Origin of the sequence: Paraburkholderia sp. UCT2, assembly GCF_014397665.1 — a bacterium.
In the GTDB taxonomy this organism is placed as follows: domain Bacteria; phylum Pseudomonadota; class Gammaproteobacteria; order Burkholderiales; family Burkholderiaceae; genus Paraburkholderia; species Paraburkholderia tuberum.
The window spans coordinates 58,767-70,268 of sequence record NZ_VZQO01000043.1 but is presented as its reverse complement, the minus strand read 5'-3'; the positions used below and the strand labels follow the sequence as shown (position 1 = coordinate 70,268).

The following is an 11,502-nucleotide window of genomic DNA, read 5'->3' as shown; positions in this document are numbered from 1 at the left end:
GTTCGACATACTGCTTGGCGCCGGCCACCGCGAGCGAGCCCGCCGGTTCGAGCACGCTGCGCGTGTCCTGGAACACGTCCTTGATCGCGGCGCACAGCGCATCGGTGTTCACGAGCAGCACTTCGTCCAGATATTCGCGGCACAGACGGAAGGTCTCTTCGCCGACGAGCTTCACCGCGGTGCCGTCGGAGAACAGGCCCACTTCGTTCAGCGTCACACGCTCGCCCGCCTGCAACGACGCGGCCATCGCGCATGAATCATCGGTCTGCACGCCGATCACCTTGATCTCGGGGCGCACCGATTTCACGTATGCGGCGACACCGGCCGCGAGACCGCCGCCGCCGATCGGCACGAAGATCGCGTGAATCGGGCCCTGGTGCTGGCTGAGGATTTCCATCGCGACGGTGCCCTGACCGGCGATCACGTAGGGGTCATCAAACGGATGCACGAAAGTCAGGCCGCGCTCTTCCTGCAGCTTGACCGCGTGACCATAGGCGTCGCTATACGACTCACCGAACTGCACGATCTCGACGGTCGGCCCGCCATGCGTGCGGATCGCGTCGACCTTGAGCTGCGGCGTCGTCACCGGCACGACGATGATCGCCTTCACGCCCATGCGTGCCGCCGATAACGCCACGCCCTGCGCATGATTGCCCGCCGACGCGGTGATCACGCCGCGACCGAGCGCCTCGGCCGGAACATGCGCCATCTTGTTGTATGCGCCGCGCAGCTTGAACGAGAACACCGGCTGGTTGTCCTCGCGCTTCAGATAGACCGGGTTGCGCAGCCGCGCCGACAGGTTCGGCGCGCGTTCGAGTTCGGTCTCGCGCGCCACGTCGTAGACGCGCGCGGTCAGGGTCTTTTTCAGGTAGTCGTGGGAAGCCATGCGGGTGGCGCGGTGCGCTGTGTAAGACGGGAAAACGTCAATGATAGCGCCAACGGTGCCCGCTCTGGCCGTTCCGCGCGCTCCGCGGACGGGTGCCGTGCACTTAACCGGGCCGTATCGGAATCGCGCGATCGAAGCTCGCCGAACCGTCCGGCCGGTCAATGGACGGTATGCGAAAACACCGCCGGATCCATCGCCAAAACCTCCGAACCCCCGCCGCCGCCCGATTCCCACCGTCAACGCGTGGCGGAATGATGCGGTAGAATTTCGTTTTGGAATAAGGATCGGAAGATGCACTGGCAGCCTCGGATCGCCCATTTAATGCCCGTCCCGCGCGAATCCTGCCCAGCGGCGGAACGGCATGTCCGCCACGCGCGATCGTGTAGCTGTCTCTGAGTGCCGCGAAGCGACCGCCGTGAGTTGGCCGCCGGTCGTGCTCGCTCCCCTTGAAGCCCTAGAAGATTTCAAGCATTGCGCCCCACGCGCATTGTCCGCCGACGCCTCGTGAAGAGTGCGCCAGGCTGACCTACCGAGTCGTCCAACCATGAACGCACCTCAAGTTTTCGATCCGCACGGCGCCGCCGGCGCGGTGGCCGCCGATCCCGAAGCGCGTCTGCGCGAAATTCCCTACAACTACACGTCGTTCTCCGACCGCGAAATCGTCATCCGCCTGCTCGGCAACGACGCCTGGGACGCGCTCGCCGAACTGCGCGCCGAACGCCGTACCGGCCGCTCGGCGCGAATGCTGTACGAAGTGCTCGGCGACATCTGGGTCGTGCGCCGCAATCCGTATCTGCAGGACGACCTGCTCGACAATCCGAAGCGCCGCGCGCTGTTGATCGAGGCGCTCAATCACCGTCTCGCCGAAATCGAGAAGCGCCGCCGCGCCGATCTGCGCGAACACGGCGACGAAGCCGGCGTCGAGCGCGCCGCGCGCGTCGAAAAGCTGGTGCAGGCCGCGCGCCGCGCGATCGACGAGTTCGCCAGCGAATTCCAGCAGACCTACGACCTGCGCCGCCGTTCTACGCGCGTGCTCGGCAAGGTCACGCAGAAAGACAACATCAAGTTCGACGGCCTGTCGCGCGTCTCGCACGTGACCGACGCGACCGACTGGCGCGTCGAATACCCGTTCGTCGTGCTGACGCCGGACTCAGAGGCCGAAATCGCCGGCATGATCAAGGCCTGCTTCGAACTCGGCCTGACGGTGATTCCGCGCGGCGGCGGCACCGGCTACACGGGCGGCGCGGTGCCGCTCACGCCGTTCTCGGCCGTCATCAACACCGAAAAGCTCGAACAGCTCGGCCCGGTCGAAATGACCCAGCTGCCGGGCGTCGATCGCAAGGTCGCGACGATTTTCTCGGGCGCGGGTGTCGTCACGCGCCGCGTGACCGAAGCGGCCGAGCAGGCCGGCTTCGTGTTCGCGGTCGACCCGACCTCGCTCGACGCGTCCTGCGTCGGCGGCAACGTCGCGATGAACGCGGGTGGCAAGAAGGCGGTGCTGTGGGGCACGGCGCTCGACAACCTCGCGTGGTGGCGCATGGTCGACCCGGAAGGGAACTGGCTCGAGGTCACGCGTCTCGAGCACAACATGGGCAAGATCCACGACATCGAAGTCGCGCGTTTCGAGCTCAAATGGTTCGACGGCAACTCCGCGCCGGGCGAGAAGCTGCTGCGCACCGAAGCGCTGGACATCAAGGGCCGCGTGTTCCGCAAGGAAGGCCTCGGCAAGGACGTCACCGACAAATTCCTCGCCGGTCTGCCGGGCGTGCAGAAGGAGGGCTGCGACGGCCTCATCACGTCCGCGCGCTGGGTGCTGCACAAGATGCCTGCGCATACGCGCACCGTCTGTCTCGAGTTCTTCGGCCAGGCGCGCGAGGCGATTCCAAGCATCGTCGAAATCAAGGACTACCTGTTCGAGACGTCGCGCCAGGGCGGCGCGATTCTCGCGGGTCTCGAGCATCTTGACGAGCGCTATCTGCGCGCGGTCGGCTATGCGACCAAGAGCAAACGCAACGCGTTTCCGAAGATGGTGCTGATCGGCGATATCGTCGGTAACGACGCGGACGCGGTCGCGCAGGCCACCTCGGAAGTCGTGCGCATGGCCAACGGCAAGAGCGGCGAAGGTTTCGTCGCCGTCAGCGCCGAGGCCCGCAAGCGCTTCTGGCTCGACCGCAGCCGTACGGCCGCGATCGCAAAGCACACCAACGCGTTCAAGATCAACGAAGACGTCGTGATTCCGCTCGACCGCATGGGCGAATACACGGACGGCATCGAACGCATCAACATCGAGCTGTCGCTGAAGAACAAGCTGCAACTGGTCGACGCGCTCGAAGCGTTCTTCAAGGGCGGCAAGCTGCCGCTCGGCAAGAGCGACGACGCGAACGAAATCCCGAGCGCCGAGCTGCTCGAAGACCGCGTACAGCAGGCGCTCGATCTACTCGCGCGTGTGCGCACGCGCTGGGAATTCGTGCGCGGCAAGCTCGACCTGTCGCTGCGCGAGGCGCAGCACTACCTGGTCGGCCTCGGCTACGAGTCGCTCGCCGAAAAGTTCGCCGACCGCGTCGACGCGCAACCCGACGCAAACGTATTCCATCTCGCGCAGGACCGCACGATTCGCGTGTCGTGGAAGCAGGAAATCCGCGCCGAATTGCGGCAGATTTTCAACGGCGGCGAGTTCAAGCCGATCCTCGACGAAGCCCAGGCGATCCACAAGCAGGTGCTGCGCGGGCGCGTGTTCGTCGCGCTGCACATGCACGCGGGCGACGGCAACGTCCACACGAACCTGCCGGTCAACTCCGATAACTACGAGATGCTGCAGGACGCGCACACGGCGGTCGCGCGCATCATGAAGCTCGCGCGTTCGCTCGACGGTGTGATCTCCGGCGAGCACGGCATCGGCATCACGAAGCTCGAATTCCTGACCGACGACGAGATCGGCGAATTCCGCAAGTACAAGCAGCGCGTCGATCCGCATGGTCGCTTCAACGCGGGCAAGCTGCTCGAAGGCGCGGACCTGCGCAACGCGTACACGCCGAGCTTCGGCCTGATGGGCTACGAATCGCTGATCATGCAGCAGTCCGATATCGGCGCGATTTCCGAGTCGATCAAGGACTGCCTGCGCTGCGGCAAGTGCAAGCCCGTCTGCGCGACCCACGTGCCGCGCGCGAACCTGCTGTACAGCCCGCGCAACAAGATTCTCGCCACGTCCTTGCTGGTCGAGGCATTCCTGTACGAAGAGCAGACGCGCCGCGGCGTGTCGATCAAGCACTGGGACGAGTTCAACGACGTCGCCGATCACTGCACTGTCTGCCACAAGTGCGTGACGCCGTGCCCGGTGAAGATCGACTTCGGCGACGTGACGATGAACATGCGCAACCTGTTGCGCAAGATGGGCAAGAAGAAGTTCAACCCGGGCAACGCCGCGGGGATGTTTTTCCTGAACGCGACCAACCCGCAGACCATCAACCTCGCGCGCACCGCGATGATGGGCGTCGGCTACAAGGCGCAGCGCCTCGGCAATGAAATGCTGAAGAAGTTCGCGAAGAAGCAGACCGCGCATCCGCCCGCCACGGTCGGCAAGCCGGTGATCACGCAGCAGGTGATCCACTTCATGAACAAGAAGATGCCGGGCAACCTGCCGAAGAAGACCGCGCGCGCCTTGCTCGATATCGAGGACAACAAGATCGTCCCGATCATCCGCAATCCGAAGACGACCACCGCCGACACCGAAGCGGTGTTCTACTTCCCGGGCTGCGGCTCCGAGCGTCTGTTCTCGCAGGTTGGTCTCGCGACCCAGGCAATGCTGTGGGAGGCGGGCGTGCAGACCGTGCTGCCGCCGGGTTATCTGTGCTGTGGCTATCCGCAGCGCGGCTCGGGCCAGTACGACAAAGCCGAGCAGATCGTCACCGACAACCGCGTGCTGTTCCACCGCGTCGCCAATACGCTGAACTACCTCGACATCAAGACGGTGGTGGTGTCGTGCGGCACGTGCTACGACCAGCTCGCCGGTTACGAATTCGAAAAGATCTTCCCGGGCTGCAGGATCATCGACATCCACGAGTATCTGCTGGAAAAAGGCATCAAGCTCGATGGCGTGAACGGCGTGCGCTACATGTACCACGACCCGTGCCATTCGCCGATCAAGACGATGGACCCGGTCAAGCTCGTCAATCAGCTGATGGGTGCGGAGCAGGACGGCTACAAGATCGAGAAGAACGACCGCTGCTGCGGCGAATCGGGCACGCTCGCGGTCACGCGTCCCGACATCTCGACCCAGGTGCGCTTCCGCAAGGAAGAAGAAATCCGCAAGGGCGCGGCGAAGCTGCGCGGCATCCCTCTCGTCGCCGAAGCGGGCGCGAACGCGATCAATCCGGCCAATGCATCGGCCGGCGCCGCGGGCGCGCCGAACGGTTCGGTGCTGAAGGCCGGCGACGGTCCGCAGCCCAATCACGGAAACGCGGGTTCGACCGAGGTCAAGATCCTCACGAGCTGCCCGTCGTGCCTGCAAGGGCTGTCGCGCTACAACGAAGACGCGGGTACCGAGGCGGACTACATCGTGGTCGAGATGGCACGTCACGTGCTCGGCGAAAACTGGATGGCGGACTACGTTCAACGGGCGAACAATGGCGGAATCGAGCGCGTGCTGGTTTAATGGCACGACCAACGATTTTTGCCGAGGACGACGATGGACTGCGTTTTTTGCCGTGAAGACGGCGGCGATGTGCTGTGGCAGGACGACGCGCTGCGAGTCGTCCTCGCCGACGAACACGACTACCCGGGCTTTTGCCGGGTCATCTGGAACGCTCACGTCGCCGAGTTTTCGGATCTTTCTGCCGACGAGCGCGATCACGTGATGAAGGCCGTGTACGCGGTCGAGCGTGCGCAGCGGCGCGTGATGCAGCCCGCGAAGGTCAATCTCGCGAGCCTCGGCAACCAGGTTCCGCACGTGCACTGGCACGTGATTCCGCGTTTCTCGAACGACGCGCATTTCCCCCTGCCGATCTGGGCGCCGCGCCAGCGCACGGTGTCCGAAGCGATGTTGTCGTCGCGCCGCGCGCACGCCACGCTGCTGCGCGAAGCCGTGCGGCAGGAAATTGAACAGGCGCTGGGCTGAGCGTCGCTGAACCCGTCGCCGGGCATCGCCGGACTGCCGTCGGCGTGCGAGGCGGCCGATCCGACGTTATCACCCGCCGTTATCTGATGAGGCCAACATGAGCGGATTGACTCCCAAGACGCCGGTGCCGACAGGCGTGATCTTGCATTCGAAGTCGCGCGTGCTCGAACTGCAGTACGCGAACGGCGAAGCGTATCGGCTACCGTTCGAACTGCTGCGCGTGTATTCGCCGTCGGCGGAAGTGATGGGCCACGGGCCCGGCCAGGAAACCCTGCAGACCGGCAAGCGCGACGTGACGATCACGATGATCGAAGGCGTCGGCAATTACGCGCTGCAGCCGACCTTCTCCGATGGACACGCCACCGGTATCTATTCGTGGGACCTGCTGTATGACATGGCCGTGCGTCAGGACGAACTCTGGCGCGCGTATCTCGCCAAACTGGCAGCGGCCGGCATCGACCGTGACACGCCGATGGTGCCCGCTGCGGCTGCGCACGGGCACTGTCACTGATACGATTCGCCCCCGAACGCCGCTCGAGCGGCGCAACATTCAAGAACACGCGAAAGGACGAGCGCGATGAGCAAAACCCACTTCGGCTTTCAATCGGTCGACGAACAGGACAAGGCGCAGAAGGTGGCGGGGGTGTTCCACTCGGTGGCCGCCAACTACGACCTGATGAACGACCTGATGTCGGGCGGATTGCACCGGGCGTGGAAGGTGTTCACGATCGCCCAGGCGAACGTGCGGCCGGGCTACAAGGTGCTCGACATCGCGGGCGGCACCGGCGACCTGTCGAAAGCATTCGCGAAACAGGCGGGCGAAACGGGCGAGGTCTGGCATACCGACATCAATGAATCGATGCTGCGCGTGGGCCGCGACCGGCTGCTCGACAAGGGCATCATCACGCCGGCGCTGCTGTGCGATGCCGAGAAAATCCCGTTTCCGGACAACTACTTCGACGTCGTGACGGTCGCGTTCGGCTTGCGCAACATGACCCATAAGGACATCGCGCTCGCCGAGATGCGTCGTGTGCTGAAACCGGCCGGGCGGCTGCTCGTGCTCGAGTTCTCGAAGGTATGGGATCCGCTGAAGAAGGTCTACGATCTGTATTCGTTCAAGGTGTTGCCGTGGCTCGGCGAGCGCTTCGCCAAGGACGCGGAAAGCTACCAGTACCTGGCGGAATCGATCCGCATGCATCCGGACCAGGAAACTTTGAAAACTATGATGGAACAAGCTGGTCTCGACGGCGTCAAATATTACAATTTGTCAGCTGGCGTGGTAGCTTTGCATGTGGGGACCAAATACTAGAGTCCCTAACCCATCGATTTTTAAAGGAAAGTACGAAATGTCCGATTTGAATTTGTTATCTACTCGTAAGGTTAAGGGGTCGCTGGCGAGAAGAATCGGACTGATCGCGATGGTCGGTCTGCTGATGGCCGGCACGCTTGCCTCTCTCGACGCCGAAGCACGCCGCATGGGCGGAGGCCGCAGCTTCGGCCGTCAATCGAATAGTCTGCAGCAGCGCCAGACGCCGCCGCCGTCCCAGCCGGCGCAGAACAATCAGGCCACGCAGCAGAGCGCGCAGCCGGCGCCTGCGACTAAGCCCACGCCGCCCGCCGCGCCGAACCGCAATCGCTGGCTCGGGCCGATCGCCGGTCTCGCGGCCGGTCTCGGCATCGCCGCATTGCTGTCGCATTTCGGGCTCGGCGAGGCGTTCGCCGGCATGTTCGCGAACGTGATCGTGATCGCGTTGATCGCGATTGTGGTGATCTGGCTCATCCGCCGCTTCACCGGCCGTAAGCGCGATGCGGCGCAGCCTGCTTACGCGGGCACGGCGCCGTCGCTGAACACGAAAGGCACCGACTATATTCAGGAGCCGCGTTACACGGCGCCGCCCACCGGCTCGTATCTCGAACCGCAGGGCAACCCGTTGACCACGCCATCGCTCGGCGCGACGCCGTCGGTGCCGGCCGGTTTCGATTCGGAAGCGTTTCTGCGTAACGCGAAGGTGTACTTCGTGCGCCTGCAGGCCGCGTGGGACGTCGGCAACGTCGAGGACATCCGCGAATTCACGACGCCGGAAATGTTCGCCGAAGTGCGAGTCGATCTCGCGTCGCGCGGCACGCAGCCGAGCCAGACCGACGTCGTGCAGTTGAACGCCGAGCTGCTCGGCGTCGAGGAGCGCGCGAACGAATCCTTCGCCAGCGTGCGCTTCTCCGGTTTGATCCGCGAGGAGCCGGGCGCGGCGGCCGAGCCGTTCGTCGAAGTCTGGAATCTGACGAAGGCGAACCGCACTGGCGAAGGCTGGCTGCTTGCCGGCATCCAGCAGGTCGAGCAACACTGACATGCCGAAGCATCGACTCGCGTTTGCCTCGAAAAGAGCCGGCCACGGCATGGCGATTCCTGACCTCGCGCATGGCTTAGGCCGTTCGGCATAGCAGGCCGCGAAGCGAACGGACGTTACAATGGGAGCCCGCGCAAGCACCTCGCTCGCGCGGGTTTTTTCTTGCCACCTTCGATGACCCTCGCCGCCAAGCCCTTCGCTGCTGCTGTCAATCATCTGCTCGCCCGCGAATCGTGGGCCCGCGAGCGCCTCGCCCCGTACGCGGGCAAGACCGCTCGCCTGTCATGTCCGCCGGTTGTGCTCGCGCTGCTCGTGCAGCCCGACGGCTATCTCGGTACGCTCGACGAAGCCGATGCGCATCAGTTCGACGTGACGATCTCGGTGCCGTCCGACGCACTGCCGGCCTTCCTGCAAGGTGGCCAGGCCGCGGTGATGAAGCACGTGAAGATCGAGGGCGACGCCGAGTTCGCGACCGTGATCGCGAAGCTCGCCGAGCATCTGCGCTGGGAGCCGGAGGAAGATCTCGCGAAGCTGATCGGTGATGGACCCGCGTGGCGCATCGCGTCGCTAGTCCGCTCAGTCGGCGAGTATGTGCAGCGCACCGGTCGCAATCTGCTCGACACCGCCGCCGAGTACCTGCTCGACGAAAATCCGCAACTGGTGCGGCGCACCGCGCTCGCTGACTTCAACGTCGAGCTGGCGCGCGCGCGCGATTCGCTGGCGCGCGTCGAAAAGCGCATCGAGCGCATCGAACAGAAGGTCGAAGTCCGCGGCGCGCAAACGCCGGGCGGCGCCGCCACGTCGCGCGGCACGCGCTAGTCACCGGGCCCAGCCATGCGTTTTCTGCGTTTTCTCAAGATATTTTTCACGGTCATCCGCTTCGGCCTCGACGAAATGATGTTGAGCCGCATCAACGACCGGCGCGTGCGTCTGCTGCTGCGCATCACGACGCTTGGCCGCAAGTTCGATGCGCCGCCGGGCGTGCGTCTGCGGCTCGCGCTCGAAAGCCTCGGGCCGATCTTCGTCAAGTTCGGCCAGGTGCTGTCGACCCGTCGCGATCTGCTGCCGGTCGATATCGCCAACGAACTTGCCAAGCTGCAGGACCAGGTGCCGCCGTTCGATTCGGCGGTCGCGATCGCGCTCGTCGAGAAGTCGCTCGGCGCGCCGGTCGACGTGCTGTTCGACGATTTCGAGCGGGTGCCGGTCGCGAGCGCGTCGATCGCACAGGTCCACTTCGCGAAGGTGAAGGCCGGCCAGCATGCGGGCAAGGCGGTCGCGGTGAAGGTGCTGCGCCCCAAGATGCTGCCGGTGATCGATTCCGACCTCGCGCTGTTGCGCGACATCGCCGTGTGGGCCGAGCGTCTGTGGGCCGACGGCAAGCGCCTGAAGCCGCGCGAGGTGGTCGCCGAATTCGACAAATACCTGCACGACGAACTCGACCTGATGCGCGAGGCCGCCAACGGCAGCCAGTTGCGGCGCAACTTCCTGGGGCTCGACCTGCTGCTCGTGCCCGAGATGTACTGGGAGTTCTGCACGCCCACGGTGCTCGTGATGGAGCGCATGGTCGGCGTGCCGATCAGCCAGGTCGATACGTTGCGCGCGGCGGGTGTCGACATCCCGAAACTCGCGCGCGAGGGCGTCGAAATTTTCTTCACGCAGGTGTTCCGCGACGGCTTTTTTCACGCCGACATGCACCCCGGCAACATCCAGGTGAGCCTCGATCCCGCGTACTTCGGCCGCTATATCGCGCTCGACTTCGGCATCATCGGCGCGCTGTCGGACTTCGACAAAAACTACCTCGCGCAGAACTTCCTCGCGTTCTTCAAGCGCGACTACCATCGCGTCGCGACGTTGCATCTGGAGTCGGGCTGGGTGCCGCCGAGCACGCGCGTCGAGGAGCTCGAAAGCGCGATCCGCGCGGTCTGCGAACCGTATTTCGATCGCGCGCTGAAGGACATTTCTCTCGGCCAGGTGCTGATGCGTCTGTTCTCGACGTCGCGGCGTTTCAACGTCGAGATCCAGCCGCAGCTCGTGTTGCTGCAAAAGACGATGCTGAACGTGGAAGGCCTGGGCCGTTCGCTCGATCCCGAACTGGATCTGTGGAAGACCGCGAAGCCCTATCTCGAGCGCTGGATGAACGAGCAGATCGGCTTGCGCGGCTGGTACGAGCGTCTGAAGATCGAGGCGCCGCAGTGGAGCAAGACGCTGCCGCAGTTGCCGCGCCTCGTCCATAACATGCTGGCCGAGCGCCATCATCCGGTGGGCGGCGCGAACGACGACGTGATCCGCCAGATCCTGCTCGAGCAAAAGCGCACCAACCGTCTGCTGCAAGGCCTGCTGCTGTTCGGCGTGGCGGTCGGCGTCGGCGCGATGCTGGCGCGTGCGTTCCTGGTACTGGCTTATGGAGGTTAGATTCCGATGAGCGATCCGACCCAACCCGCCGCGCCCGATTTCGCAACCCGCGATCCCGACTCGCCCGAGTTCTGGGACGAACGCTTCGAGCGCCATTTCACGCCGTGGGATCAGGCGGGCGTGCCGTCCGCGTTTCGCGCGTTCGCCGAACGGCACCGCGACGTGGCCGTGCTGATTCCAGGCTGCGGCAGCGCGCACGAAGCGGTATGGCTCGCGCGCCAGGGCAACCCGGTACGCGCGATCGACTTCTCGCCGGCCGCCGTGGCGGCGGCACGCGAGCAGCTCGGCGCGCATGCATCGCTGGTCGAACAGGCGGATTTCTTCACCTATGCGCCACCGTTCGCACCGGCATGGATCTATGAGCGCGCATTCTTCTGCGCGCTGCCGCCGGCGCGCCGCGCCGACTACGCGCAGCGCATGGGCGAACTGCTGCCGGCCGGCGGGTTGCTGGCGGGCATCTTTTTCATCGGCGCGACGCCGAAAGGACCGCCGTTCGGCATCGAACGCGGCGAGCTCGATGCGCTGCTTACGCCACACTTCGAGCTGGTCGAAGACGAAGCGGTCGACGACTCGATCGCCGTATTCGCCGGACGCGAGCGCTGGCTCACCTGGCGGCGTCGCGGCTAACGCCACGCGCGCCGCTCTTGAGAGGCCCGGGGGTCGTCCCCATCTGGCGCGGTGGCGGGCGCGTCGTGCGTCCGCTTCCCGAAATCCGGGGAACGGACATCGTTTGCGGCTATAATTCA

Annotated in this window: 9 protein-coding genes; 8 read left to right on the top strand and 1 reads right to left on the bottom strand. The window is 64.7% G+C overall.

Translation table 11 applies throughout. The features are described from left to right. Positions 1-886, bottom strand: an 886-nt coding sequence (gene ilvA / locus F6X39_RS28060; RefSeq protein WP_187618974.1) for a threonine ammonia-lyase, biosynthetic, incomplete at its 3' end; no start/stop codon positions are given. 544 nt (positions 887-1,430) lie between these two features. Here ilvA and F6X39_RS28055 point away from each other — a divergent pair. The 8 genes from F6X39_RS28055 (at position 1,431) to F6X39_RS28020 (ending at position 11,383) form a co-directional block, all read left to right on the top strand. Next, a complete protein-coding gene (locus tag F6X39_RS28055; protein ID WP_187618973.1) occupies positions 1,431-5,537 on the top strand; it encodes a DUF3683 domain-containing protein in 4,107 nt (1,368 codons plus the stop codon). A 33-nt stretch (positions 5,538-5,570) separates the two neighbouring features. Next, positions 5,571-5,999 (top strand): HIT family protein, encoded by a 429-nt coding sequence (locus F6X39_RS28050; protein ID WP_013088371.1) that lies wholly within the window; start codon positions 5,571-5,573, stop codon positions 5,997-5,999. Positions 6,000-6,096: 97 nt separating this feature from the next. Then, the gene (locus F6X39_RS28045) at positions 6,097-6,510 is read left to right on the top strand and encodes a gamma-butyrobetaine hydroxylase-like domain-containing protein (RefSeq protein WP_187618972.1); all 414 of its coding nucleotides are present in this window, start codon (positions 6,097-6,099) and stop codon (positions 6,508-6,510) included. Between the two features lie 66 nt (positions 6,511-6,576). Continuing rightward, positions 6,577-7,308, top strand: coding sequence for a bifunctional demethylmenaquinone methyltransferase/2-methoxy-6-polyprenyl-1,4-benzoquinol methylase UbiE (ubiE, locus tag F6X39_RS28040; RefSeq protein ID WP_090802995.1), 732 nt, complete (start codon positions 6,577-6,579; stop codon positions 7,306-7,308). 37 nt (positions 7,309-7,345) lie between these two features. After that, entirely contained in the window at positions 7,346-8,344 is a 999-nt protein-coding gene (locus tag F6X39_RS28035) for a Tim44 domain-containing protein (RefSeq protein WP_187618971.1), read from the top strand. A gap of 174 nt (positions 8,345-8,518) precedes the next feature. Then, a complete protein-coding gene (locus tag F6X39_RS28030) occupies positions 8,519-9,163 on the top strand; it encodes an SCP2 domain-containing protein (RefSeq protein ID WP_187618970.1) in 645 nt (214 codons plus the stop codon). Between the two features lie 15 nt (positions 9,164-9,178). Next, positions 9,179-10,756 carry a ubiquinone biosynthesis regulatory protein kinase UbiB gene (ubiB, locus tag F6X39_RS28025; RefSeq protein WP_187618969.1) on the top strand — a complete coding sequence of 526 codons (1,578 nt, stop codon included), beginning with the start codon at positions 9,179-9,181 and terminating at the stop codon, positions 10,754-10,756. A 6-nt stretch (positions 10,757-10,762) separates the two neighbouring features. Then, positions 10,763-11,383 carry a methyltransferase domain-containing protein gene (locus F6X39_RS28020; RefSeq protein ID WP_187618968.1) on the top strand — a complete coding sequence of 207 codons (621 nt, stop codon included), beginning with the start codon at positions 10,763-10,765 and terminating at the stop codon, positions 11,381-11,383. Positions 11,384-11,502: the final 119 nt, after the last annotated feature.

Bases quoted from the DNA above. Each gene is read 5' to 3' on its own strand.
- F6X39_RS28030 (WP_187618970.1), top strand. From the start codon at position 8,519: ATGACCCTCGCCGCCAAGCCCTTCGCTGCTGCTGTCAATCATCTGCTC.
- F6X39_RS28035 (WP_187618971.1), top strand. From the start codon at position 7,346: ATGTCCGATTTGAATTTGTTATCTACTCGTAAGGTTAAGGGGTCGCTG.
- F6X39_RS28050 (WP_013088371.1), top strand. From the start codon at position 5,571: ATGGACTGCGTTTTTTGCCGTGAAGACGGCGGCGATGTGCTGTGGCAG.
- F6X39_RS28045 (WP_187618972.1), top strand. From the start codon at position 6,097: ATGAGCGGATTGACTCCCAAGACGCCGGTGCCGACAGGCGTGATCTTG.
- ubiB (WP_187618969.1), top strand. From the start codon at position 9,179: ATGCGTTTTCTGCGTTTTCTCAAGATATTTTTCACGGTCATCCGCTTC.
- F6X39_RS28055 (WP_187618973.1), top strand. From the start codon at position 1,431: ATGAACGCACCTCAAGTTTTCGATCCGCACGGCGCCGCCGGCGCGGTG.
- F6X39_RS28020 (WP_187618968.1), top strand. From the start codon at position 10,763: ATGAGCGATCCGACCCAACCCGCCGCGCCCGATTTCGCAACCCGCGAT.
- ubiE (WP_090802995.1), top strand. From the start codon at position 6,577: ATGAGCAAAACCCACTTCGGCTTTCAATCGGTCGACGAACAGGACAAG.